This window comes from Kitasatospora sp. NPDC057542, from assembly GCF_042801945.1.
Classification (GTDB): Bacteria; Actinomycetota; Actinomycetes; order Streptomycetales; family Streptomycetaceae; genus Kitasatospora.
This window is the reverse complement of the sequence record NZ_JBHVFE010000101.1, coordinates 1-23,053: the sequence shown is the minus strand read 5'-3', so window position 1 is coordinate 23,053 and position 23,053 is coordinate 1. Positions and strand designations below refer to the sequence as shown.

Sequence of the window (23,053 nt, the reverse complement as noted above, 5' to 3'; positions counted from 1 at the left end):
GGCGGGCCCGTCCCCGTCGCCCGGAGCCCCGGCCCCGGGGTACTCAGAGCGGCTGGGCGTCCGTCCTCGGGTGTGCGTGCGCAGGAACAGGGCGCTCGTGCTCAGGAGCGGGCGCGCCGAACCAGGTGCGCAGCGCCCGGACCAGTCCGTCCGGGTCCGCCCGGTCGGGCTCGGCGGCCCAGGCGACGTAGCCGTCCGGGCGCAGCAGCAGGGCGCCGGCCGGCGGCTGCGGGCAGCAGGCCGTGACGAGGTCCACCCGGTCCTTCCAGCCCGCCGCCGGGTCCGCGAGGCCTGGCTCCCCGCCGGTGAGGTCGATGAGCAACGGGCGCCCGGTGCGGGCGAGTCGGGCGATCCGGACGGGGCCGTCCGGGGTGGTCGCCGTGAGGTCCGGCACGAACCGCCCGGCCAGCGGGTGCGGGCAGTCCACCTCGTAGCGGACGTCGCTGCCCGCCATCAGCGCGGCGATCCGGCCGAGGTTGTCCGGGTGCGCCAGCAGCTCGTCGAACAGGGCACGCACGGCGGTGGTGCCGGGGCCGGGGGCCATCAGGGCGGTCTGGGCCTGGGAGTGCATGAACACCCGCTCGCCGACCGGGCGGCGTTCGCCCTGGTAGCTGTCCAGCAGGCCGGGCGGGGCCCAGCCGTGCAGCTCGGCGGCGAGCTTCCAGCCGAGGTTGGCGGCGTCCTGGAGGCCGAGGTTGAGGCCCGGACCGCCGGTCGCGGCGTGCACGTGGGCGGCGTCGCCGACCAGCAGCACGCGGCCCCGCCGGTAGTTCTCGGCGAGCCGGGTGTTGTGGCCGACCTGGCGGCGAGGGGTGAACGGTCCGGGCGTGCGGGCCGGGGCGAGCGCCAGATCGGCGCCGGTCACCCGGTGGATGCTGGCGCGCAGCTCGTCCAGGGTGAGCGGCGCCGTCTCGTCCACCGGTCCTGCGTCCCACTCCATGGTGGCGACCATGGTGATGTCCGGGCCGAGCGGGGCGAGGACGATGACGCCGTGTTCGGTGCGGGTGTGGGTGAACGGGCGGAACGGGACCGGGCAGCCGGGCAGCAGGAACTCGCCGTCGGCGGTGGTGCGCACGTCCTCGGGGAGGCACACGTGCGCGATCCGCGAAACCGGGTCGGACGAGGTCACCCCGGGGAAGCCGATCCCGGCGAGTTTGCGGACGGTGCTGCGGCCGCCGTCCGCTCCGACCAGGTAGCGGGCGCGCAGCCGCTCGGGGCCCGCCGGGCCGCTCAGCTCGACCGTCACCCCGGCCTCGTCCTGGGCGAAGCCGGTGAGCTCGTGGCCGTGGCGCACGGTGATGCCGAGTGCGCGGGCGCGTTCCTCCAGCACCTCCTCGATGCGGTGCTGCGGTACGGGCAGGGCGTGCAGCGGGTTCTCGTCGAGCAGGTGCAGCTCCAGCGGGAAGGCGCCGAACACGAAGCGGGGCACGGGCCGTGGCGCGCCCGGGGTGCCGGTGAGCGGCTCGTACAGGCCGCGGTGGTCGAGCAGCCGGAGCACCTGGCCGACCAGCCCGTTGGCCTTCTGGGCCTGTGAGCGTGCGGGCAGCCGTTCCAGCACCACCGGCCGGATTCCGGCCAGTGCGAGTTCGCAGGCCAGCAGCAGCCCGTTCGGGCCCGCGCCGGCGACGACGACGTCGTGGTCCATCTCGAGTCCCCCTCTGAGAGCGTGAGTTCAATGTGGCGACGGGGCCGGCAGCCCGGCGGCCAGCTGCCGCAGGGCGTCCTCGAGCACCGACTGGAACGGCACCGGCGGGTCGGCGGTGAGGTACTGGTCGTTGGCGGCCTTGATCGCGGCGAGCGCGGCCGCGGTGACCAGCTTCGGGTAGAGGTCCCGGTCCGGGTCGGTGCCGGTCCGGGCGGCCACCGCGGCCGTGAGCCCGGCCGCGGTCCGCGCCGCGTCGCGCATCAGCTCGGCCTGGAGCACCGGCTCGCGCAGCAACTGTCGTATGGCGGCGGTCCATTGTGGGTCCGGCTGCTCGGTCGCGTCGTGGTACGGGGCGAGCAGGGCCCGGGTGAGCGCTTCCCAGAGCGGTTCCCCGGCGGGCCGCTCCCGCAGTGCCTCGGTGGACTGCCGGAGGCGGTCGCGGTGCCGGTGGACGATCGCCTCGGCCTTGCTGGAGAAGTAGTTGTTGTACGTGCGGGGGGACACGCCGGCGGCAGCGGCGATGTCCTCCACCCGGACGTTCTCCAGCCCCCGCTCCACTGCCAGGCGCAGGGCCGCCCAGCTGAGTGCCTCCCGCGTCGCGGCCTTCTTCCGTTCCCGCAGACCGGGCTGACCCTTCGTCATGGCCACCACTGTCCCGCAAAGAGTGCGTGTTGCGCAATAGTGCGCGGCATGCAAGTTTTTCCCGGGCGCGTGGATTGTGGCGAGCCGTCCGCCACCTGCGGTTTGTCGCTGATAGTAGTTGCCTGGTCGCGGAGCGATCCCCGCCAGGAGCCCTTCCCCGCAGGCTTTCCGGCGGGACGACTCGACAGGACTTGAGGAGCGGTCATGGGTGGCAGACAGCGTCCGCCGAGAGTGCGGACCCCTCGTCAGGGCAGGCCCGCCGGCGCCGGCGCCCGGGTGAACCCCCGGGCGGAGTTCGCCCGCATCGAGGGATTCCTGGCCTGGGAGGCGGAGGTCGCGGCGGCCGAACGGGACGCCCGCGCGTTCGCCGCGCAGTTCCCGTGGCTGCCGGCGCCGGAGCGGGAGAGCCTCGAACAGGCCTACGCCGCCGATCGCTTGCGCTATGCCGAGGAGGTCGTCGACCGCGCGGTCGAGCGCTGCCGCCGGCTGGCCGCCCGATACCGCGCAGAGTGCCGCCGGATCTGCGCCCGCTGGGCGGCGCTCTGCCTCTCCGTCACCGTGGCGGCGGCGCTGTTCGCCGTCGTCCCGGCCGTCCTGCGCGGCTGATCGGCTCCGGGCCCGCCGTCGACGGGCCCGGGTGCGACGAGGGCCCGCTGTGCCGCTCCCGGCGCAGCGGGCCCTTTCCGGCGTCGGGGCGGGATCAGTGGTGGCCGTGGCCGCTGGTGATCTCCTCGCGCTCCTCGACGGTGGGCTTGGTGATCTGGCCGTACTTGCCGTAGAAGCCGCGGGAGAGCTTCACCCGCGCTCGGGTCCACAGCCCGGCCTTGCGGGCCACCCCGTTCTCGTCCACCTCCGGCGGCAGCTCGGAGGGCTGCGGCTGGTCGTGCGCGGTGAGGGTGTAGAGCCGGCCCGGTGGCAGCGGGGCGTGCACCTCGACGAACTCGCCGTGCTGGAGCCGGTTGATGACGCCGGTCTCGCGGCCGTGCAGCACCTTCTCCCGGTCCCGCCGCTGGAGGCCCAGGCACCACCGCTTGGTGATCACGAAGACGACCACCGGCACGGTGAAGAAGCCGATCCGCACCGCGTAGGTGATCGCGTTGATCGAGAGCTGGAAGTGGGTGGCCAGCAGGTCGTTGCCGCCGCCGGCCAGCAGGAGCAGGTAGAGGCCGATCCAGGCCGCGCCGAAGGCGGTGCGGACCGGGGCGTTGCGCGGCCGGTCGGCGATGTGGTGCTCGCCCCGGTCCCCGGTGATCCAGGCCTCCAGGAACGGATAGCCCCAGATGAACAGCAGCACGAGCGGGAAGACCATCAGCGGGATGAGCACCCCGAGGTTGAGGGTGTGGCCGCCCCAGACGCTGATCTCCCAGCCGGGCATCACGCGGATCAGGCCCTCGGAGAATCCCATGTACCAGTCCGGCTGGGCGTCGGTGGTCACCTGGTCGGGGCGGTACGGGCCGTACGCCCAGATCGGGTTGACCGTGGCGATCGCCGACATCACCGCGACCACGCCGAAGACCAGGAAGAAGAAGCCGCCCGCCTTGGCCATGTAGACCGGCATCAGCGGCATGCCGACCACGTTCTGGTTGGTCCGGCCGGGCCCGGCGAACTGGGTGTGCTTGTGGTAGAAGACCAGGATCAGGTGCGCCGCGAGCAGGCCCACCATGACGCCCGGGATCAGCAGGACGTGGACGGTGAACAGCCGGGGAATGATGTCGGTGCCCGGGAACTCGCCGCCGAACATGAAGAACTGCAGGTAGGTCCCGACGATCGGGATGGCCAGGATGGCCCCCTCCATGAAGCGGATGCCGGTGCCGGAGAGCAGGTCGTCCGGCAGCGAGTAGCCCATGAAGCCGTCGAACATGCCGAGGATCAGCAGCAGCGCGCCGAAGACCCAGTTGATCTCGCGCGGCTTGCGGAACGCACCGGTGAAGAAGACGCGCATCATGTGGGTCAGCATCGAGGCGACGAAGACGATCGCCGCCCAGTGGTGGATCTGGCGCATCAGCAGGCCGCCGCGCACGTCGAAGCTGATCCTGAGCGTCGAGTTGTAGGCCTCGGACATCGCGATGCCCCTGAGCGGGACGTACGCCCCGTCGTAGACGACCTCGCCCATGCTCGGCGTGAAGAACATGGTGAGCCAGACGCCGGTGAGGATGATGATGACGAAGGTGTAGAGCGCGATCTCGCCCAGCATGAAGGACCAGTGGTCGGGAAAGATCTTGCGGAGATTGGACTTGGCCAGGGAGTAGACGCCGAGCCGGCCGTCGGTCCAGTCGGCCAGGGCCTCGGCCTTGTTGGCGGGCTCGGCGCGCGTGCTGGTCGCCGGTCCCGGCTGCGACTGCTGGTCGGTTCTCACGACGGGCTCCCCGGCGTCCTCGGCGTGCCGTGCTGGAGGCCCGCCGGCGAGAACGCCGGCCGGCGAAGTGTTGTGATCATGGGACCTCTCGATACGGGTCCGCCGGCCGCACCGGCGCGCGGACCAGGTGTTCCGCCGGACCCGTTGCTCAGGGTGATGGATCGCTTACTCTGTCATGCTGTCGGCAGGGGGCCGACTGTGCACGTCCATCGGCCCGTCCGGCCGCTCGTGTCGGGCCGGACGGGGGTCCCTGACGCCCGATCGGCTGGCCGCCGCTCGGCCCAGCGGGTGCCGATGCTGCGGTCGGGTGCCGCTGAACCGTTTCGGCGCGCGCCGTGTCCGGGGGTTGCGCGGTCCTGGGCCTACGCTGCGCCAATGGTGGATCACCGTGAACTCTTCGAGGACGTCACCGAGGCCCTGGCCCGCGCCGGGTTCGACACCGGGCAGGGGCCCTCACCGCTGTGGATCGACCGTCACCCCGAGGGTGTGCTGGTCGGCTGGAGGCCGGGCGCGGAGCCGGGTGCGCCGCCCTCTCGGGAGGCGCTCGCGGCGTTGAGCGGCGCGGCCGCGGTCGTACTGCGCGAGTGCGGCTACCTGGTCGCCGGGACGGAGGAGGGTGATCTGCTGGTGCGTTGCGCCGAACCGGTGACGGTCCCGGAATCGTCCGACCCGGAACCGGTGCCGGAGCAGTGGTGGGGGTGACGCGCTCCTCCTGACGGCCCTCCGGCCTGCCGGTTCGCTCGATGCGGGGGTCTCATACCGAACCCTTACCTGAAGCGGGGGTGCAGTTGACCTCGTCGGCTCTAAGGTTTGCCTAAGCTAAGCCAGACGCCCCGGACGCAAGTGTCCGGGGCGTCTCGGCTGCGCCGCTCCGCCGCCACCGCAGCGGGGTCGAGGACAGGTGAACGATCCGGGCCGGGCCCGGGGGAGGAGCCCGCCGCATGTGGGACGAGGCGTTTCCCAGCTTCCTGATCGGGCTGCGCGAAGGCCTGGAAGCCGGACTGGTCGTGTCGATCCTGATCGCCACGCTGGTCCGGGCGGACCAGAAGGCCCGGCTGCCTCAGGTGTGGACGGGCGTCGCGGCGGCCGTCGCGCTCAGCCTGAGCTTCGGCGCGGTGCTCACCTTCACCGCCGCCAGCCTCTCCGGCCACGCCCAGGAGGCGTTCGGCGGAGTGCTCAGCCTGATCGCCGTCGGCTTCGTCACCGCGATGGTGTTCTGGATGCGGCGCTCGGCGCGCACCCTCTCCGCCGAGATCAAGGAGAAGGTCCAGGCCTCGCTGGCTATGGGCGCCGGCGCGCTGGTGCTCACCAGCTTCCTCGCGGTCGCCCGCGAGGGCCTGGAGACCTCGCTCTTCCTGTGGACCAACGTGCGCACCGCCGGGGAGTCCACCGGACCGCTGATCGGCGCGGCCGTCGGCCTGCTGCTCTCGGCCGGGCTCTGCTGGGGCCTGTACCGGCGGGCCCTGAGGATGAACCTCACCCGGTTCTTCGCCATCACCGGCATCGGCCTGATCGTCGTCGCGGCGGGCGTGCTCGGCTACGGCCTGCGCGACCTCCAGGAATCCGGCCTGGTCGGCGGCGGCAGCTCGTACGCCTTCGACCTGAGCGGGCACCTGGACGCCTCGTCCTGGTACGCGACGCTGGTCCAGGGCACCCTCAACCTGACCGTCACCATGACGGTGCTCCAGGTCGTCGGCTACGTCGCGTACCTGGGTGTCGTGATGACGCTGTTCGTCGAGGGGGTCCGCGGCGGCGCGAGCGCCCCGGCCGCTTCCCCCGCCGCGGCGAAGGCCGTCGCGCAGAAGCCCGTCGAGGCCGGGGCCGGACCGGTGCGGGCGGGCCGGCCGCGCTGGGTGCTGCCGACCGCGGCTGTCGCCGTCCCGGTGGTGGTGGCCGCCGCCGTGATCGCGGTCAGCGACGGCAAGCAGGACGGCTCGGCCACCGTCGCCGTCTCCGAGCAGGAGTGCGGCAAGGGCTTCGCCGACCCGCGGCCCGGCCAGCAGGTGTTCCAGATGCGCAACACCGGTGACAAGGTCGCCGAGGTCTACCTGGTCGACCCGGGCAGTGGCGCGGTGTACGGCGAGATCGAGGGCCTGGCGCCCGGCACCACCCGCGCCCTGACCGCCACCATCGGCTCCGGCGACTACGCCTGGCGCTGCGTGCCCACCGGCGGGAAGCCCGTCACCTCGGCCGCCGTGCACGTCAGCGGCGGCACCGAGGTCAAGGCCGTCAAACCGGTCACCGAGGACGACCTCAAGGCCCCGCTCGACAGCTACAAGGAGTACGTCAACCAGGGCCTTGCGACGCTCGTGACGCAGAGCCGGAAGCTCCAGGCCGACGTGCACGACGGCAACCTCGCCGCGGCGAAGGCCGACTGGCTCACCGCCCACCTTCAGTACGCCTCGCTCGGCGCCGCGTACGGCACCTTCGCCGACCTCGACGGCAAGATCGACGGCCGCCCGGACGGCCTCGCCGACAAGGAGCGGGACCCCGGCTTCACCGGCTTCCTGCGGCTGGAGTACGGCCTCTGGCACGGTCGGTCCGCCGAGGAGCTGACGCCCGTCGCCGACGAACTGGCGCAGGACGTCGCCAAGTTGGCGCACGACTTCCCCGGGCAGGACTTCGCCCCCGGTGACCTGCCGCTGCGCGCCCACGAGATCCTGGAGAACACCCTCCGGTTCGAGCTGACCGGCGACACCGACATGGGCAGCGGCACCAACCTGGCCACTGCCCAGGCGAACCTGACCGGCACCCAGGAACTGCTGACCCTGCTCCAGCCGCTGCTCGACGGGCGGGACCCGCAGGTGCTCGTCAGGGTGAACGCCGGGATGAAGCGGGTCGGCGACCTGGTCGCCGCCGCCGACCGGCCCGAGGGCTGGACCCCGGTCGACCGGCTGCCCGCCGACGCCCGGCGGCAGCTCAACGGTGCCACCGGCGAACTGCTCGAAGACCTCGCCCCCGTCCCCGCCCTGCTCGAGATCCGGAAGGCCGCCTGATGACCGACCACACCGCAGCCACCGGGTCCTGCCCGTTCCCGCACGTCGCGCAGACCGCAGCCGCCGCAACCGGGGACCCCGTCGCAGCCGGGGCTGCTGTCGGGGTCGCCGCGCAGGGCGGCTGCCCGGCCGGACCGGCCCGGCGCAGCTTCGTCCGCGCCGCGCTCGGCGCCGGCGCCGGAGCGGCTGTCCTGGCCGGCGGCGCCCTCACCCTCGGCGCCGGCCCGGCCGCCGCCGGGGAGGGCGAGCACGAGAGGAGCGGGGCGGTCCCGTTCCACGGCACCCACCAGGCCGGCATCACCACCCCGGCCCCCGGCTTCGCGGCCTTCGTCTCCTGCCAGGTGATAGCCCGGGACCGCACGGGGCTGGAACAGCTGTTCCGCACCCTGACCGAGCGGATCCGCTTCCTCACCGCCGGCGGCACCCCGCCGGACCTCGGTGTCGGTGCGCCGCCCTCGGACAGCGGCATCCTCGGCCCGACCGTTCCCACCGACCACCTGACCGTCACGGTCGGCGTCGGAGCCTCGCTCTTCGACGACCGCTACGGGCTGGCCAAGGCCAAACCGGTCAGGCTCGCGCCGATGAGGACATTCCCGAACGACAACCTCCAGGCCGCCGAACTGCACGGCGACCTCTCGCTGCAGATCTGCGCCGACCGCCAGGACACCGTGCTGCACGCGCTGCGCGACATCACCCGGCACACCCGGGGCGCCATGCAGATCCTCTGGCGGATCGACGGCTTCCAGAACCAGTCCCGCCCGGACGGCGCGCAGCGGAACCTGCTCGGCTTCAAGGACGGCATCGTCAACCCGGACACCGGATCCGGGCGCGAGATGGACCGGCTGGTCTGGGTCACCGACGGGACGGGCGAGCCCGCCTGGGCGACCGGCGGCAGCTACCAGGTGATCCGGATCATCCGGATGCTGATCGAGTTCTGGGACCGCGTCACCCTCACCGAGCAGGAGAAGATGTTCGGCCGCCGCCGCGACACCGGCGCGCCGCTGGACGGCGTCCGGGAGACCGACGCGCCGGACTACGCCAAGGACCCGAACGGCACCGCGATCCCGCTCGACGCGCACATCCGGCTGGCCAACCCGCGTACCGCCGACACCGACGACTCGCGCATCCTGCGCCGGGGCTTCAACTACGACCGGGGGATCGACCAGACGGGCAACCTGGACATGGGCCTGGTGTTCTGCTGCTACCAGCAGGACGTGGTGCGGCAGTTCGAGGCCACCCAGACCCGGCTCGTCGGCGAGCCGCTGGTGGACTACATCTCGCCGACCGGCGGCGGGTACTTCTTCGTCCTGCCCGGCGTGCGGGACGACGCCGACTGGCTCGGACGGGGGCTGCTGGCCGCCGTCTGACGCGGTGCCGGACAGGGCGGGCCCCGGCGCGCCCCCTTCGGGGCCGGGCCCGTTCAGGAACCGAGGGTGAAACCGATCACCGCGCCGCCGCCCTCCCGGTTGGCGGCGAAGGCCGTCCCGTCGTGCGAGCGGGCCACCTCGTGCACGATGGCCAGGCCCAGTCCGGAACCGGGCAGGCTGCGGGCGGCGGTGGCCCGGTAGAAGCGGTCGAAGACCCGGTCGAGGTCGGCCGGGTCGATGCCCGGGCCGCGGTCGCGCACCTCCACCCGTCGGCCGCGCACCACCACCTCGATCGGGCTCGTCCCGGCCGGGTCGAACTTGGCGGCGTTGTCCAGCAGGTTGCCCACCGCGCGGGCCAGCGCGTCCGGCCGGGCGGTGACGACGGTCCCGTCCGCGTCCACCACGATCTCCCGGTCGCTGCGCCGCCGGGCCTGGGCGACGGCCTGCCGGACCACGTCGGCGAGGACCACCTCGGTCGGCCGCTCGTCCGCCCTGCGGTCCGCCGCGAGAGCCACCAGCTCCTCCACCAGCTGGGTCAACTCCCTTGCCTCCTCGGCCAGATCGGCCATCAGCGCGGCGCGTTCGGCGGGTGGCAGCCGGTCCAGACCGGGGAGCACCGAGAGGTTGGTGCGCAGGCTGGTCAGCGGGGTGCGCAGCTCGTGCCCGGCATCCTGGACCAGCCGGCGCTGGTTCTCCTTGGCGGTGGCGAGCCGGACCAGCATCCGGTCGAAGGCCCGGCCGAGCCGGCCCACCTCGTCCGTTCCGGCGGCGGGCACCGGGACGTCCAACCGCCCGCTGGTGGCGACCAGTTCGGCCGCGTCGGTGAGCCGGACCAGCCGTCCGGTGATCCGTCGGGCGAGCAGCCGGCCGGCCCCGCCTGCGAGCACCGCGACGACCGCCACCAGGGCCACCGTGCGGGTCCGCAGGGCGGTCAGCAGCTTCTCGGTGGGCCCGACCTGCTGGATGATCTGGACCGCGCCGCGCCGGCCGCCGAGCGACACCACACCGACCCGGTAGGCGTCGCCGTGCCAGTGGCGCAGCCCGGTGGAGGTGCGGCCGGGCTGCTCGGCGTGGGCGAGGTCGTGGTCGGCCGGCGTCGGCGGCAGGTCGAGCCGGGCGGTGCCGGGCAGCACCCGGCCGTCGGGGTCGAGGGACTGCGTGGTGACCCGGATCGGGCGCACCAGGTCGTCGCTCAGCCCGCTCGGACCGGCGAAGTCGCCCGGGAGGAGGACCTGCCGCTCGACCTGCCGGTCCACGGAGTCGACGGCGGCGGTGAAGTCGGCGGTCTCGTCGTCCCGGATCAGCCTGGCGGCGGCGTGGTAGCCGAGTGCGCCGATCAGCACCGCGACCAGCGCGGCGATCGCGGCGAAGGCCAGTGCGAGGGTGGTGCGCAGGCCCGGGCGCGGGAGGCGTGTCCGCCGCGGTCGGCGGGGCACCGGCCCGCTCACGGCTTGCGCAGCGTGTAGCCGACGCCGCGGACGGTGTGGATCAGCGGCAGCAGGCCGGGGCGGTCGAGCTTGCGGCGCAGGTAGCCGATGAACACCGCGAGGTTCTTCGAGCCGGGGCCGAAGTCGTAGCCCCAGATCCGCTCGTACAGGGTGGCCTGGTCGAGGACGGCGCCGGCGTGCCGGGCCAGCAGCTCCAGCAGGTCGAACTCGGTGCGGGAGAGTTCGAGCTCTCGGGCGGCGCGCCAGGCCCGTCGGGCCGACGGCTCGATCCGGAGGTCGGCGACGGTCAGCACCTCGGCGGCGGGCTCGGGCGGCCGACGGCGCAGCAGGGCGCGCAGGCGGGCGAACAGCTCGTCCACGTCGAAGGGTTTGACCAGGTAGTCGTCGGCGCCGGCGTCGAGGCCGGCGATCCGGTCCGGGACCTCGACCCGGGCGGTGAGCATCAGCACCGGGGTGCGGTCACCTGCCGCGCGCAGCCGGCGGCAGACCTCCAGGCCGTCCGGCTCGGGCATCATCACGTCGAGCACCAGGACGTCCGGGCGCTGTTCGGCGAGGACGGCCAGGGTCTGGGTGCCGTCGGCGGCGATCCGCACCCGGTAGCCCTCCAGCATCAGGGCGCGGGCGAGCGAGTCGCGGATGGCCCGGTCGTCCTCGGCGATCAGCACGGTGTGGGTCATGGCGGAGATTCTCCCTGGCGTGCTCACGACGCCTCCGGGCGGGGCCGCGGTATCCCGGGCCGGTCCGGGACCGCTGCCTCTTTCGCGCGGTGCTTCGCGGGCGTACGGTGGCCACACGGTGGCGCGCCGCCGGGTGAGCCGCCTGGTCCGTGTCGGCACGCCCTACCGGAGGCCGCGATGGCAGACCGGATGGCCTTCTTCACCACCCCGCGCGCGGAGCGCACGCGGCGGGACGCGCGGGAGCGGCTGGGGGACCGGCGGGAGGTGTACCGGCCGGGGTCCCTGCTGCCGATGGTGGGCGGACAGGCCGGGCGGTGCATGGACTGCGGCTTGCCGTTCTGCCACAACGCCTGTCCGCTGGGGAACCTGGTGCCGGAGTGGAACCGGCTGGTGGCGGAGTCGGGGACGGGCGGGGAAGCGGACGCGGGACCGGATTGGCGGGCGGCTGCGGCGCGGCTGCTGGCGACCAACAACTTCCCGGAGTTCACCGGGCGGCTCTGCCCGGCGCCCTGCGAGAGCGCCTGCGTGCTGGCGATCGACGGCGCGGCGGTGACGATCAAGAACGTGGAGCTGGCGATCGCCGACCGGGCCTGGGAGGCAGGCTGGGACGGGCCCCGGCCGCCCGAGCGGGCCGATGGGCGGCGGGTCGCGGTGATCGGCTCGGGCCCGGCCGGGCTCGCCGCCGCCCAGCAGCTGACCAGGGCCGGGCACGCCACCACGGTGTACGAGCGGGCCGACCGCGCGGGCGGGCTGCTGCGGTACGGCATCCCGCCGTTCCGGCTGGAGAAGCACCGGCTGGAGCGTCGGCTGGACCAGCTGCGGGCCGAGGGCGCCGCCTTCCGCACCGGGGTGTGGGTCGGCCGGGACGTCCCGGGCGAGGAGCTGCGGGCCGGGTACGACGCGGTGGTGGTCGCGGTGGGCGCGACCGCCTGCCGGGACCTGCCGGTACCGGGGCAGGACCTGTCCGGGGTCCACCAGGCGATGGAGTACCTGACCTGGGCGAACCGGGTGGACGAGGGCGACTGCCCGGCCTCGCCGCTGTCCGCCGAAGGGCGGCACGTGGTGATCGTCGGCGGTGGGGACACGGCGGCGGACTGCCTGGGGACGGCGCTGCGCCAGCACGCAGCCTCGGTCACCCAGCTGGACATCAACCCGCGTCCGCCGCAGCGCCGGGCCTCCGGGCAGCCCTGGCCCGTGCACCCCAAGGTGTACCGGGAGACCACCTCGCACGAGGAGTCCTGTGCCGCGGAGGCCGGGCCCCGGGTGTTCGAGGCGGCCACCGTGGGCTTCGAGCCCGGCCCGGACGGCCGGCTGGCCGCCGTCCGCTTCGCCGAGGCCGGGCCGGTCGACCGCAACCCGCGGGCGGGCACCGAACGGAGCCTGCCGGCGCAGCTGGCGCTGCTCGCACTGGGCTTCACCGGGCCGGAGCCGGACCGCCGGCTGTTCGCCCAACTCGGCCTCGCCACCGGGCCGGAGGGAACCCTGGCCAGGGACGACGGCTTCGCCACGGCGACGGAGGGCGTGTTCGTCGCGGGGGACGCCGGGCGCGGGCAGTCGCTGATCGTCTGGGCGATCGCGGAGGGGCGGGCGGTGGCGGCGGCGGTGGACCGGTACCTGCGGGGGTGGACGGAGCTGCCGGAGCCGATCCGGGCGTCGGCGCGGGCGCTCACGGTGTGAGTCCGGGAGCGTAGGCGCCGGGCCGGGAGGCCGCGGACGCGATCGGGTCGGGTACGTACGGCCTTTGCTACGATACGGCGGAAAAGCCGTCAGGAGTTGTGCGTACGGGGACCGGAGGGCGAGAGTGTGAGTGCGGGTGAGGGGGCGGTGACGTCGGTCGAGGTTCGCTACACCCCGACGGCCGCCGACTTCCGGGAGGCGTTCGCGGCGTGGGCCCGGCGCACGGTGGCCGGGCGTCGGGCGCGGCGTGCCACGTACGTGATGGCCGCCGGCGCGACGGCGGGTGCCGGGCTGCTCGCCGTTGTCGGCGGGGTGGCGCTGCTGCCGGCCGTGCTGCTGGCGGTGTTCGCGTTGCTGGTGGTGCTCGCGCTGCCCGGGTTGCGGGTGCGGCGGGTGATGCGGGTGGTGGCGGACAAGGGTGAGTTCCGGGTCGTGCTGGACGACTACGGGGTGGTCGTGAGCACTGCGGCCTCGGTCACCGAGCTCGGCTGGCCGGACCAGTGCTACCACCTGGAGACGCCCGGGATGTTCCTGCTGCTGGGCGGTAGCGAGGAGACGGGGGTGGTGACCATGCTGCCCAAGCGCGGGACCGAGGACGTCCGGCGGCTGGGGGAGCTGATCGATCGGCACGCGGCGGCGCTCGTCCTGGACTGAGTGGCGGTTCGTGCGGTGGGGCCGGCTCTGCGCGTGCGTCACGGTGCGGGGCCGGTGCGGTTGGTGCGTCATGGAGTGGGGCCGGTGCGGTTGGCGGGTCACGGGGTGGGCTCCGCCCCGGTCGGCTCGGTGCGGTGCGCCCGCTGGTCGTAGCGCCAGAGCGCGGGGATCGCGGCGGACAGCGCGGCCGAGCTGCCGAGGCAGAGCAGGCCGCCGGTGCGCAGGGCCGCCCGGATGCCCTGCCGGGCGGCGAGCCCGCCGGCCCGCAGGTCGCCCAGGGCCGGGCCGGCGGAGCCGATCAGCATCTCCAACCCGGCTGCGCGGCCCCGGAGTTCGTCCGGAATGGACTGGTTCCAGATGGCGCTGCGGAAGGTGTCGCCGATCCAGTGCGCGCCGCCCGCGACGGTCAGGCAGAACAGGGCGGCCCACAGGCCCGGGGCGAAGGCGGCCGCGGCCGTCGCCGCGCCGACCAGGGCGGCGGAGAGCAGGACCAGTCGGCCGTGGCGGTGCACCCGCTCCGCCCATCCGCCGGTCGCGGCGGCGATCAGGCTGCCGACCGCACTGGCCGAGTAGAGCAGGCCGAGCGCCCAGCCGGCGTCCAGGTCCGCGGCGAGGAAGGGGAAGAGCGCGGTGGGCAGGGCGAAGGCGGTGGCTGCGAGGTCGGCCAGGTAGGTACCCACCAGGTCGGGTCGCCGGGCCGCGTACCGGGCACCGTCGAGGAGCTCGGTGAGCTGTGGTGCCTCGGCGTCCCGCGCCGAGGGGACCGGCCGGACCTGGGCGAGCAGCGCGATCGAGAGCAGGAAGGTGCCGAGGTCGACGAGGTAGGCCGCCGGGACGCCGGTGGTGGCGATCAGCAGTCCGGCCCCCGCAGGCGCGGCCACGCCGCCGATGCTCCAGCGCAGCGAGAGCAGGGCGCCCGCCGCCACCAGCTGGTCCTGGGGCACCAACCGGGGGACCATCGCCTCGACCGAGGGCTGCTGGATGCCCTGGAGCGCCGCCGCCACTCCGGCGGCGACGTAGAGGGGCCAGACGGCGGGGGCGCCGAGCAGCGCGTTGGCCAGCAGCAGGGCGCTGAGCGCGGCCAGTGCGATCTCGGTGACCAGGGCGACGGTGCGGCGGTCGGCGCGGTCGGCGAGGACGCCGCCGTAGAGGCCGAACAGGATGGTGGGCACGAGTTCGACCGCGCCGACCGCGCCCACGGCCAGCGGTGAGCCGGTGAGGTCGGCGATCTGGAGCGGGATCGCCGTCATGGTGAAGATCGAGCCGAGCAGGGTGACCGTGCCGGAGGTCCAGGCCAGCCGGAAGTCCCGGGAGGACCGCCAGGGCGCGGTGTTCGGCAGCAGTCGGGACCGGAAGCGGTCCGTTCCGTCCGTCGTGTTCGGTCCGGTGGTCATGAGGGGGTGATCCCTTCGCGGCCGTCGGCGTCGCGGCGACCGTCCTTATCGCTGATAAATTCCAGTGAGGGAACTTATCGGCGATAAGGTGGTCTGGCAAGCGGATGACCAGGAGGCGGATCGGATGGCGCTGCAACGCGACGAAGTGGTGCGCACGGCGCTGCGCCTGCTCGACGAGGAGGGCATCGACGGGCTGACCACCCGCCGGCTTGCCCGTGAACTCGGCGTCCAGTCACCGGCGTTGTACTGGCACTTCAAGAACAAGCGGGAACTGCTCGACCTGATGGCGGAGGCGATGCTCGCCGAGGCCCTCCCGCCCGACCGCGAGCCGGACCCGGCGCACTGGCCCGAGTGGATCGCCGCCGACGCCCGCGCCAAGCGCAACGCCCTGCTGGCCTATCGCGACGGCGCCCGGGTGCACGCCGGCACCCTGCCCACCGAGGACGAGCTCCCGGCGGTCGAGGCCCAGCTGAGCGCCCTCTGCGGGGCCGGGCTGCGCCCGCGCACGGCGCTGCGGCTGCTGTTGACCGTCGACCGGTACATCATGGGCTGGGTCACCGAGGAGCAGGCCTGGCGGCAGGACGCCGCGGACCGCGACCGGCCGCCGTTCCCGGACGAGGTGCTGCGTGAACTGCCGCTGCTGCGCGAGGCGGTCGACGTGCTGCGGATGACCGACCACGACGCGGACTTCGAGTACGGGCTGCGGGTGCTGATCGAGGGGTTCCGGACGGAGATCGCGCGGGAGGCGGCGGAGGGCGCCCCGGCGCCGACGGGCCAGTCGTCCGATGGCGCCAGTCGTCCGATGGACTAGCGTGACCCCCCATGACCACCCTTGACCCCCGCAGCACGGCCCTGGTCCTGATCGACCTGATGGACCGGATCGTCGCCAACCCGCTCGCGCCGCGCACCGGTTCGGAGGTGGTGAAGGCCTCGCTGGAGCTGGCCCGGGAGTTCCGGGCGGCGGGTGCGCCCGTGGTCGCGGTCCGGGTCGAGCGGCCGAACGTCACCGAGCAGCCGCCGGGGAGCGGGCTGCTCGCGGAGGTCGCGGCGGTGGCCGACGAGGTCGTGGTGAAGCGCACCATCGGAGCCTTCCAGGGCACGGGTCTGGACGAGCTGCTCCGGGCGCGGGGCGTGGAGACCCTGGTGTTCACCGGGATCGCCACCAACCTCGGCGTGGAGTCGAGCGCCCGGGCGGCAGGCGACCACGGGTACCGGGTGGTGTTCGTCGAGGACGCGATGACCGCGCTCACGGTGGAGGAGCACCGGGCTTCGGTGGAACTGGACTTCCCGCGGCTCGGCGAGGTCGTCGCGGCGGCGGACGTGCGGCTGGGGTGAGCCGGGGGGCCGGGTCGCGGCTGGGGCGAGGCGGAGGGCTGCTACGGCCTCGCGGGGAGGGGTGCTGCTACGGCCGGGGGGTTGCTACGGCCTGGCGAGGCGGAGGGCGTCGCGCAGCCGTCCGTCCGAGGCCGTGAGCAGTCGGGCGGCGGAGGGGGCGTCCACGTCCGCGAGCAGGGACAGGATCGCGTCCTTGACCCGGCCGCCGGTCGCGGTCAGGGCGCGGTCGACAGCGGCCTCGTCGGCGCCGGTCGCCTCGGCGACGATCCGTCGGGCACGCTCGCGCAGCTTGTCGTTGGTGGCGCGGAGGTCGACCATCAGATTTCCGTACGTCCGGCCGAGCCGGACCATCACGGCCGTGGACAGCAGGTTGAGCACCAGCTTCTGCGCCGTGCCCGCCTTGAGCCGGGTGGATCCGGCCAGCACCTCGGGGCCGACCTCCACCTCGATGCCCAGCTCGGCCGCGGCCGCGAGCGCCGAGCCCCGGTTGCACGCCAGTCCGACGGTCAGGGCCCCGGCCGCGCGCGCGGCGCGGACGGCGGCCAGCGGGTAGGGCGTACGGCCGGAGGCGGAGACACCCACCAGGGTGTCGGCGGGGGTGAGGGCGAGCGCGGCCACGTCGGCCCCGGCGAGGTCGGTGCGGTCCTCGGCGCCCTCGGCGGCCGCCGTGACGGCCGGGCGCCCGCCCGCGATCAGTCCGACGACCAGCGCCGGATCGGTGCCGAAGGTCGGCGGGCACTCGACGGCGTCCAGTACGCCGAGCCGCCCGGCCGTCCCCGCGCCGGCGTAGACCAGCCGACCACCACGCGCCATCCGGGCGGCCACGGCGTCGACCACGGCGGCGATCCGGTCCAGCTCCCCGGCCACGGCGGCGGGCACCGTGCGGTCCTCGGCGTTCATCAGACGGAGCAGCTCGACCGTGGGCAGCTGGTCGATCGCGGCCCACTCGGGGCGGATGGTCTCGGTCGCGGATACGGTGTCACGGCTCATGCGGCGAGCCTCCCCGGGTGCGGGGCGCCCGAATCCGGGCAAGCGTGGAGGGGAGGGAGGTGATGGCCGTGGAACCGACCGTTGCCGATCTGCTGGACCGGTTCGGCCGCACCTACGCGGAGGAGGCCGGGACCACGCTGCGCGACAAGCCCTCGCCGCTCTACCGGCTGCTCGCCCTGACCGTGCTGTGCTCGGTGCGGATCAGCGCCGCCACCGCCACGTCGGCGGCCCGGGAACTGTCGGCCGCCGGGCTGCGGACCCCGCGCGCGATGGCCGAAGCCCGGCGCGGGACGCTCATCGCGGCCCTGGGCCGGGCCCACTACGTGCGCTACGACGAGAGCACCGCCACCGCGCTCGGGCAGGGGGCCGAACTGCTGCTCGACCGCTGGCACGGTGACCTGCGGCGGCTGCGGGACGAGGCGGGGGGAGAACCGGAGCGGATCGGCGAGCTGCTCCGGGAGTTCCCCCGGATCGGGCCGGTCGGCGCCGGGATCTTCCGGCGCGAGGCACAGGCGGTCTGGCCCTCGCTGAGGCCGTACTTCGACGAGCGGGTGCTCGCCGAGGCCCGGACGCTCGGGCTGCCGGGCGAACCGGACGCACTGGCGGCGCTGGTCGGGCCGGGGGACCTGGCCAGGCTGGCGGCGGCACTGACCAGGGCGAGTCTGGCGCACGTCGGGGCCGGGTGAGGGCGGGCGCCCCGGGGCGGGGGCAGCCCTTCCGGAACTCCGTGAGGGCCCGGTCGTCCGAAGGGCGCGTACGGGGTCAGGCCATCCAGAAGAAGACCGCCGTCATCCGCCGCTCGGCCAGGTCGGTGCCGTAGTAGCCGGTGGCGCTGTGGATCAGGTTGGCGTGGTAGAGGAGCAGTTGGTTGTAGCGGTTGGGGACGCGTACGTCCTCGGTGAAGTGATCGGCCGGCACGTGGCGGGTGCCGAGCGCCTCGACCAGGTTGTTGTGCGGGGCGTTGACCAGGTTGCCGCCGAGCCGGCCGCCGGGGAACTGCTGGCGGTAGAAGCTGGTGCCGGCGTCCTTGGGGGCGCCGGGGCTGAGGTAGAGGACGGCGGCGTAGCGACAGAGTGCGCGGGAATCGGTGTGCGGGCGGAGCTCCGACTCCCCGGCGCCGACGACCTGGACGCAGTTGTGGTTGAGCGTGCCGCCGCCCGGGGCGCTCTGCACCCAGAGCCGGGGGACGCCGGCGGCCTTGCGGACCAGCGACTCGACCCGGGCCAGCTCCTCCGGCTCCAGGCCCGGCATGGTGCGCAGTCCGGGCCAGGTCTCGGGGCGGTGCGGGTAGCCCTCGGTCCAGTCCCCACGGGCCAGGCAGCGCTCCCGGACGGCGTCCGGGTCGGGCAGCACATTGTCCAGGACCCAGTAGTCCCGGCCCCGGGTGGGCTTGCGGTAGGGCAGGACCGGCAGGGCGGTGGGCCTGATGGGCTGTGAGGGCATGGGCCGACGATAGAGGCGGTGATCGTCAACCTTCTGCCGTGAGCAGGTCAACCTTTCGTCAAGGGTGTGCTGCCCCGTGCTGACCTGGGCACATTCCCGGGCCTCCGGTGCGGCGCGGCGTTCGGGTGCTCTACGCCTCCCGCACGGCGAAGCCCCCGAGGGTGCCCTCCAGGCGGTCGTAGGCCCGGGCCGCCGAGGGGCGGACCGCGACGGCGATCGCCGCGTGCTCCTCGCCGGCCAGGGTGCGGCGGAACACCTCGGCGAACACCGCGCGGTCGACGGCGGCGAGCAGCGCGGCGGCGACCCGGCACTCGAAACCGACGGGTATCTCGTGCACGGCTTCGGCCAATGCCTCGGCGAGTGCCGTCTCGCCCTGCTCGTGCAGCTCGCGCAGCCGCGCGACCAGCGCGGGGCTGTCGAAGACGGTGCGGGCGAAGGCCGGGTCGGCGAAGCCGAGCCGGGCGTCGTGCCGGGAGAGCCCGGCCAGGCAGTCGCGGCGCAGCGCGTCGAGCGCGGACTCGCCCGGCGCGCGCCCGGCGACGGTTCCGGCGAGCCGGCCGGCGAGCTGCTCGTGCAGGTCGAAGAAGAGGTCCTCCTTGCGCGGGAAGTGGTTGGTGACGGTCATCTTGGCGACGCCCGCGGCGGCCGCGACCTCGGCGATGGTCGTGCGATCGAAACCCTGCTCGATGAAGAGCCTGGTCGCGGCGTGCGAGATGGCCTCGCGGGTGCGGCGCTTGTTGAGTTCGCGCAGGTTCGGAGTGGTCCCGGTGTCGGTCATGGCAGGAGCGTAGCGCAGTTCGCTGGGTCGAGCACAGTAATTGGGCTTGACCCAGTTGCTGGGTCCGTCCTAAGTTCTCCTCGGGTGGTCGGAGCGGCCGCCGGGGAACGACTCGGGGAGGGCGCATGACCACGTCCGTCGCGGCGAAGGGCCGGCCGGCAGCGGCTCGGCCGGCGGGACCTTCCGGTGGGTGCAGGCCCGGTCCGCGCTCGCCGCCGCTCCGGCGCTGCTCCATCCGAACACCCGCGAATCCGGCTGACCGCCGCTCGGTTCCCGACCGCCCACACATGGAGGCACCCGTGTTCACCCGTCACCCGAACGGCCTTCGACTGCTCAGCGTGCACGCGCACCCCGACGACGAGTCCAGCAAGGGCGCGGCCACCCTCGCCCGGTACGCGGCCGAGGGCGTGGACGTCCTGGTCGCCACCTGCACCGGCGGTGAGCGCGGCTCGGTGCTCAACCCGGCCATGGACCGGCCCGAGGTCCGGGCCGACATCGCCCGCGTCCGGCGCGAGGAGATGGCGGCCGCCCGGGAGATCCTCGGTGTGCGCCAGCAGTTCCTCGGCTTCGTCGACTCCGGGATGCCCGGTCCGGACGAACCGCTCCCGGAAGGCTGCTTCGCCGCCCGGCCGGTGGAGCTCGCGGCGGCACCGCTGGTCGAGCTGATCCGGGAGTTCCGCCCACAGGTGGTGATCACCTACGACGAGACCGGGGGCTACCCGCACCCGGACCACGTGATGACCCACCGGGTCACCGTGACCGCCGTCGAAGCCGCGGGCGACCCGGAGCGCCACCCCGGGCTGGGCGAGCCCTGGCAGGTGCCCAAGCTCTACTACCACCTGGCGCTCTCCCGGGCCTGGTTCCAGGCCCTGCACGAGGCCATGACGGAACGGGGCGTCCCCTCCGAGATGGGCGAGCTGCTCGCCGGCTGGCCCGACACGCCGTCCGCCCTGGCCACCACCACCCGGATAGCGTGCGCCGAGCAGTTCGCCGTACGGGACGCGGCGATGCTGGCGCACGCCACCCAGGTCCAGCCGGGCGTGGCCTTCATGTCCCACCCGCGGCGCATCGAGCGCGAGGTCTGGCCGACCGAGGACTACCACCTGGCCCGGAGCCTGGTGCCGGGGCCCGGCACGGCGGCCGTGCCGGGCGAGATCGAGACCGACCTGTTCGCCGGGCTCCGGGCGGAGGTGGGGGCGGGATGAGCCTCACGGAGGGCGCGGTGACGGCGGGGGCCGTCGTCGTGCGGGCGGTTGTGATGCTGTCCGGTGCCGTGTTGTTCACTACGGCATCGTCTGTCGCCCGCTCAGCACTGGCCGTCGGCGAGTACGTAGTAGCCCGGGCCGGTCTGCTTCAGGGTGTGGATGACGAACGTGTTCCAGAGCCCCATGCTCTGGCCCGAGCCGAGCGCGTAGGTCAGGCCACCGGCCCGGGTGGCACGGCCGTCCAGGACCTGGTCGTAGTTGCTGGCGGTGAAGCACTGGAACGTGCCCCCGCCTGGGGTGGTCGCCGTCACCGCCGCCGACCGGGCGCCGACCGTGCCCGACCCGTCGACCGCCGCCACGGCGTAGCTGTACGTGGTGCCGGCCGTGAGCCCGGTGTCGGTGAAGGCCGTCCCGGTGGCGCTGCCGACCTGGGTCCCGTTGCGGAAGACCTGGTACGAGGCCGCGCCGCTGACGGCCTGCCAGCCGAGGGCGACCGAATCGGCGGACGCGGTTGCGGTCAGCCCGCTCGGGGCCGGCAGCCCTGGGTTGGTGGGGCCGGAGCCGCCGTCGAGCCCCCAGAACTGCGCGGTGTAGTAGCCGGAGCAGACCGTGTCGAGGAAGTAGGCGCCGGTCGCTCCGCACTGGTCGGCCCCGGAGCCCGGGTGGACGGCCAGGCCGTGGCCCATCCCGCTGATCGTGAACAGGGCCACGGCGGGCTTTCCGCTCGCGTCGGCGTAGAGCTCCTGGGTGGTGCCGCCGGGGAGGCTCCGGGTGCTGGCCGGTTGACGCCCGACGCCCTGGACGTTCGTCCACTGGTCTCGCAGCTCGGTCGCGTTCACCGGCCTGACCACGGTGTCGGCGGTGCCCTGCCAGATCGCCACCCTGGGCCACGGCCCGGTGTAACCCGGGTACGCGGCCCGGACCTTGTCGCCCCACTGCGCCGGGGTGAGCCCCTGGTCGGAGTTCTGGCAGCCGGAGGCGGCGGCCTGGGTGGTGGCGCAGTGGGCGGGCAGTCCGGAGTCGATCGCCCCGCCGGCGAACACGTCGGGGTAGTCGGCCAACAGGTCGGCGGCCATCCCGCCGCCGGCCGACAGCCCGGTGACGAACACCCGGTGAGTGTCCGAGCCGTACAGGGACTCGGCCTTGGTGACCATCTCGACCACCGACCTGGCCTCGCCGACGCCGCGGGCGGCCTTGCTCGCGTCGAACCAGCTGAAGCAGGAGAGGCTGTTGTTGACGCTGCTGGTCTGCGGAAACACCACCGCGAAGCCGTACTGGTCGGCGAACTTGGTCCAGCCGGAGTTGCGGTAGTAGTCGGTGGCACTCTGGACGCAGCCGTGCAGAGCGATCACCAGAGGGGCGCCGCTGGGCAGCCCCGCCGGGGTGTAGGTGTACATCGCGAGGTTGCCCGGGTTGGTGCCGAACCCGGTGACCTGCTGGAAGCTGCCGCTCGTGGCCGCAGCGACGGAGGACGCGACGGAGGCCGTGGCGGGCGAGGCGGCGGCCGCGCCGGGTGCGGCGGCGCCGAGGGCGAGAGCGGCGGCGGTGAGCAGCACCGCTGCGGTGGGGCGCAGTGGCATGGGGACTCCTGGGTGGGGGAGGAGCGGGGGTCGGACCCGTGCAGCGTGACGCGCCCGGCGCCCCGGTGCCATGTGGCGGTCATCCGGGGGCCGCCGCCCGGCCATGGCGCGGGCCGCCATGGCCCTGCGGCTCTGCCGCGCGTCCTGGCAACGCCGGGTGGCCGTAGCCACCCTGCGGTGGAAGGCACTTGAGACGAACGGCCGGACCGGGCAGGTTGATCCCATGACCACCGATGAGATCGCCTCCGAAGGTCCGCAGCCCACGAGTGGACCGGAGCAGCGCACCCGGACCCACACCTGGACGTCCGGCCCGTCGATCGCCGACTATGCCCACCTGACCGGAGAGGAGTTCCTTCTGGAGTGGATCGCCGGGCGGATCCCGGAGCCCTCGATCTGCAGCACCATGGGCTTCCACCTGACCGAGGCGAAGCCGGGGGCGGCGGTGTTCCAAGGCGAACCCGGAGACCACCTCCACAATCCGATGAACACCGTGCACGGTGGCTACCTGGCCACCCTGCTCGACTCGGCGCTCGGCTGCGCCGTGCTGAGCAGGCTGCCGGCCGGGGTGGGCTACACCACCACCCAGCTCAACGTCCACATGCTGCGCCCGCTGTTCGCCGACTCCGGGACGCTGCGCTGCGAGGGCGTGGTGCTGCACCTGGGCCGGACGATGGCGACGGCCGAGGCCAGGGTGGTCGGTGCGGAGAACGGCAAGCTCTACGCACACGCCACCACCACCTGCGCGATCCTGACTCCCCGCCCGGCGTCCTGATCCGGCGTCCGGACCGGGTGTCCTGATCCGGCGCCCTACACACCCGCGACGCACCCGCACCGGGGAACGGGCGGGCCCCGGCCGCAGCAGCGAC

Annotated in this window: 21 protein-coding genes; 11 read left to right on the top strand and 10 right to left on the bottom strand. The window is 74.0% G+C overall.

What is annotated here, in order from left to right; all coding sequences use genetic code 11:
- Positions 1-43: 43 nt before the first annotated feature.
- Together ACFU7Y_RS15655 and ACFU7Y_RS15650 are read right to left on the bottom strand one after the other, a co-directional pair.
- Complete coding sequence (locus ACFU7Y_RS15655; protein ID WP_224283242.1) at positions 44-1,645, bottom strand: FAD-dependent monooxygenase; 1,602 nt, start codon at positions 1,643-1,645, stop codon at positions 44-46.
- A 27-nt stretch (positions 1,646-1,672) separates the two neighbouring features.
- Positions 1,673-2,287 carry a TetR/AcrR family transcriptional regulator gene (locus ACFU7Y_RS15650; protein WP_224283243.1) on the bottom strand — a complete coding sequence of 205 codons (615 nt, stop codon included), beginning with the start codon at positions 2,285-2,287 and terminating at the stop codon, positions 1,673-1,675.
- Between the two features lie 204 nt (positions 2,288-2,491).
- Between ACFU7Y_RS15650 and ACFU7Y_RS15645 the strand changes: the two genes are divergently transcribed.
- A complete protein-coding gene (locus ACFU7Y_RS15645; protein ID WP_224283244.1) occupies positions 2,492-2,893 on the top strand; it encodes a hypothetical protein in 402 nt (133 codons plus the stop codon).
- 94 nt (positions 2,894-2,987) lie between these two features.
- On the opposite strand, the gene ACFU7Y_RS15640 is transcribed toward ACFU7Y_RS15645, so the two are convergent.
- Positions 2,988-4,568: a ubiquinol-cytochrome c reductase cytochrome b subunit gene (locus ACFU7Y_RS15640; RefSeq protein ID WP_224283247.1), complete on the bottom strand. Its 1,581-nt coding sequence runs from the start codon at positions 4,566-4,568 to the stop codon at positions 2,988-2,990.
- A 450-nt stretch (positions 4,569-5,018) separates the two neighbouring features.
- Here ACFU7Y_RS15640 and ACFU7Y_RS15635 point away from each other — a divergent pair, with 450 nt between their 5' ends.
- From ACFU7Y_RS15635 to efeB, 3 genes are all read left to right on the top strand, one after another.
- A complete protein-coding gene (locus ACFU7Y_RS15635; RefSeq protein WP_224283245.1) occupies positions 5,019-5,345 on the top strand; it encodes a hypothetical protein in 327 nt (108 codons plus the stop codon).
- Between the two features lie 239 nt (positions 5,346-5,584).
- Positions 5,585-7,639, top strand: a complete 2,055-nt coding sequence (efeU, locus tag ACFU7Y_RS15630; RefSeq protein ID WP_224283246.1) for an iron uptake transporter permease EfeU — start codon at positions 5,585-5,587, stop codon at positions 7,637-7,639.
- Entirely contained in the window at positions 7,639-9,006 is a 1,368-nt protein-coding gene (gene efeB, locus ACFU7Y_RS15625; RefSeq protein ID WP_380768250.1) for an iron uptake transporter deferrochelatase/peroxidase subunit, read from the top strand. Before efeU ends, efeB begins: the two co-directional genes overlap by 1 nt.
- 53 nt (positions 9,007-9,059) lie before the next feature.
- On the opposite strand, the gene ACFU7Y_RS15620 is transcribed toward efeB, so the two are convergent.
- Together ACFU7Y_RS15620 and ACFU7Y_RS15615 are read right to left on the bottom strand one after the other, a co-directional pair.
- The gene (locus ACFU7Y_RS15620) at positions 9,060-10,442 is read right to left on the bottom strand and encodes an ATP-binding protein (protein ID WP_224277250.1); all 1,383 of its coding nucleotides are present in this window, start codon (positions 10,440-10,442) and stop codon (positions 9,060-9,062) included.
- A gap of 8 nt (positions 10,443-10,450) precedes the next feature.
- Positions 10,451-11,131 carry a response regulator transcription factor gene (locus ACFU7Y_RS15615; RefSeq protein WP_224277248.1) on the bottom strand — a complete coding sequence of 227 codons (681 nt, stop codon included), beginning with the start codon at positions 11,129-11,131 and terminating at the stop codon, positions 10,451-10,453.
- Between the two features lie 177 nt (positions 11,132-11,308).
- Here ACFU7Y_RS15615 and ACFU7Y_RS15610 point away from each other — a divergent pair, with 177 nt between their 5' ends.
- Both ACFU7Y_RS15610 and ACFU7Y_RS15605 read left to right on the top strand, forming a co-directional pair.
- On the top strand, positions 11,309-12,808 hold the full coding sequence (locus ACFU7Y_RS15610; protein WP_224277247.1) for a glutamate synthase subunit beta: 1,500 nt from the start codon (positions 11,309-11,311) through the stop codon (positions 12,806-12,808).
- Between the two features lie 147 nt (positions 12,809-12,955).
- Complete coding sequence (locus tag ACFU7Y_RS15605) at positions 12,956-13,462, top strand: hypothetical protein (RefSeq protein ID WP_224277245.1); 507 nt, start codon at positions 12,956-12,958, stop codon at positions 13,460-13,462.
- A gap of 98 nt (positions 13,463-13,560) precedes the next feature.
- Here ACFU7Y_RS15605 and ACFU7Y_RS15600 read toward each other — a convergent pair whose 3' ends face one another.
- Positions 13,561-14,856 carry an MFS transporter gene (locus tag ACFU7Y_RS15600; protein ID WP_224277243.1) on the bottom strand — a complete coding sequence of 432 codons (1,296 nt, stop codon included), beginning with the start codon at positions 14,854-14,856 and terminating at the stop codon, positions 13,561-13,563.
- A gap of 124 nt (positions 14,857-14,980) precedes the next feature.
- Between ACFU7Y_RS15600 and ACFU7Y_RS15595 the strand changes: the two genes are divergently transcribed.
- Positions 14,981-15,667 (top strand): TetR/AcrR family transcriptional regulator C-terminal domain-containing protein, encoded by a 687-nt coding sequence (locus tag ACFU7Y_RS15595; protein ID WP_224277241.1) that lies wholly within the window; start codon positions 14,981-14,983, stop codon positions 15,665-15,667.
- An 11-nt stretch (positions 15,668-15,678) separates the two neighbouring features.
- A complete protein-coding gene (locus tag ACFU7Y_RS15590) occupies positions 15,679-16,191 on the top strand; it encodes an isochorismatase family protein (RefSeq protein ID WP_224277240.1) in 513 nt (170 codons plus the stop codon).
- A gap of 84 nt (positions 16,192-16,275) precedes the next feature.
- On the opposite strand, the gene murQ is transcribed toward ACFU7Y_RS15590, so the two are convergent.
- The gene (gene murQ, locus ACFU7Y_RS15585) at positions 16,276-17,181 is read right to left on the bottom strand and encodes an N-acetylmuramic acid 6-phosphate etherase (protein ID WP_224277239.1); all 906 of its coding nucleotides are present in this window, start codon (positions 17,179-17,181) and stop codon (positions 16,276-16,278) included.
- Between the two features lie 62 nt (positions 17,182-17,243).
- Here murQ and ACFU7Y_RS15580 point away from each other — a divergent pair, with 62 nt between their 5' ends.
- Complete coding sequence (locus tag ACFU7Y_RS15580) at positions 17,244-17,867, top strand: endonuclease (protein ID WP_224277215.1); 624 nt, start codon at positions 17,244-17,246, stop codon at positions 17,865-17,867.
- A gap of 76 nt (positions 17,868-17,943) precedes the next feature.
- Here the strand turns inward: ACFU7Y_RS15580 and ACFU7Y_RS15575 are convergent, their stop codons facing one another.
- The gene (locus ACFU7Y_RS15575) at positions 17,944-18,624 is read right to left on the bottom strand and encodes a DUF6445 family protein (protein ID WP_224277213.1); all 681 of its coding nucleotides are present in this window, start codon (positions 18,622-18,624) and stop codon (positions 17,944-17,946) included.
- A 130-nt stretch (positions 18,625-18,754) separates the two neighbouring features.
- Complete coding sequence (locus ACFU7Y_RS15570; RefSeq protein WP_224277211.1) at positions 18,755-19,402, bottom strand: TetR/AcrR family transcriptional regulator; 648 nt, start codon at positions 19,400-19,402, stop codon at positions 18,755-18,757.
- 299 nt (positions 19,403-19,701) lie between these two features.
- On the opposite strand from ACFU7Y_RS15570, the gene mca reads away from it, so the two are divergent.
- Complete coding sequence (gene mca, locus ACFU7Y_RS15565; RefSeq protein ID WP_224277209.1) at positions 19,702-20,607, top strand: mycothiol conjugate amidase Mca; 906 nt, start codon at positions 19,702-19,704, stop codon at positions 20,605-20,607.
- 101 nt (positions 20,608-20,708) lie between these two features.
- On the opposite strand, the gene ACFU7Y_RS15560 is transcribed toward mca, so the two are convergent.
- Positions 20,709-22,187, bottom strand: a complete 1,479-nt coding sequence (locus ACFU7Y_RS15560) for a PHB depolymerase family esterase (RefSeq protein ID WP_224277208.1) — start codon at positions 22,185-22,187, stop codon at positions 20,709-20,711.
- Positions 22,188-22,410: 223 nt separating this feature from the next.
- Here ACFU7Y_RS15560 and ACFU7Y_RS15555 point away from each other — a divergent pair, with 223 nt between their 5' ends.
- Positions 22,411-22,959, top strand: coding sequence for a PaaI family thioesterase (locus ACFU7Y_RS15555; protein WP_224277206.1), 549 nt, complete (start codon positions 22,411-22,413; stop codon positions 22,957-22,959).
- Positions 22,960-23,053 lie beyond the last annotated feature (94 nt).

Bases quoted from the DNA above. Each gene is read 5' to 3' on its own strand.
- ACFU7Y_RS15655 (WP_224283242.1), bottom strand. From the start codon at position 1,645: ATGGACCACGACGTCGTCGTCGCCGGCGCGGGCCCGAACGGGCTGCTG.
- ACFU7Y_RS15650 (WP_224283243.1), bottom strand. From the start codon at position 2,287: ATGACGAAGGGTCAGCCCGGTCTGCGGGAACGGAAGAAGGCCGCGACG.
- ACFU7Y_RS15645 (WP_224283244.1), top strand. From the start codon at position 2,492: ATGGGTGGCAGACAGCGTCCGCCGAGAGTGCGGACCCCTCGTCAGGGC.
- ACFU7Y_RS15635 (WP_224283245.1), top strand. From the start codon at position 5,019: ATGGTGGATCACCGTGAACTCTTCGAGGACGTCACCGAGGCCCTGGCC.
- efeU (WP_224283246.1), top strand. From the start codon at position 5,585: ATGTGGGACGAGGCGTTTCCCAGCTTCCTGATCGGGCTGCGCGAAGGC.
- efeB (WP_380768250.1), top strand. From the start codon at position 7,639: ATGACCGACCACACCGCAGCCACCGGGTCCTGCCCGTTCCCGCACGTC.
- ACFU7Y_RS15615 (WP_224277248.1), bottom strand. From the start codon at position 11,131: ATGACCCACACCGTGCTGATCGCCGAGGACGACCGGGCCATCCGCGAC.
- ACFU7Y_RS15610 (WP_224277247.1), top strand. From the start codon at position 11,309: ATGGCAGACCGGATGGCCTTCTTCACCACCCCGCGCGCGGAGCGCACG.
- ACFU7Y_RS15600 (WP_224277243.1), bottom strand. From the start codon at position 14,856: ATGACCACCGGACCGAACACGACGGACGGAACGGACCGCTTCCGGTCC.
- ACFU7Y_RS15595 (WP_224277241.1), top strand. From the start codon at position 14,981: ATGGCGCTGCAACGCGACGAAGTGGTGCGCACGGCGCTGCGCCTGCTC.
- ACFU7Y_RS15590 (WP_224277240.1), top strand. From the start codon at position 15,679: ATGACCACCCTTGACCCCCGCAGCACGGCCCTGGTCCTGATCGACCTG.
- murQ (WP_224277239.1), bottom strand. From the start codon at position 17,181: ATGAGCCGTGACACCGTATCCGCGACCGAGACCATCCGCCCCGAGTGG.
- ACFU7Y_RS15580 (WP_224277215.1), top strand. From the start codon at position 17,244: ATGGCCGTGGAACCGACCGTTGCCGATCTGCTGGACCGGTTCGGCCGC.
- ACFU7Y_RS15575 (WP_224277213.1), bottom strand. From the start codon at position 18,624: ATGCCCTCACAGCCCATCAGGCCCACCGCCCTGCCGGTCCTGCCCTAC.
- ACFU7Y_RS15570 (WP_224277211.1), bottom strand. From the start codon at position 19,402: ATGACCGACACCGGGACCACTCCGAACCTGCGCGAACTCAACAAGCGC.
- ACFU7Y_RS15560 (WP_224277208.1), bottom strand. From the start codon at position 22,187: ATGCCACTGCGCCCCACCGCAGCGGTGCTGCTCACCGCCGCCGCTCTC.
- ACFU7Y_RS15555 (WP_224277206.1), top strand. From the start codon at position 22,411: ATGACCACCGATGAGATCGCCTCCGAAGGTCCGCAGCCCACGAGTGGA.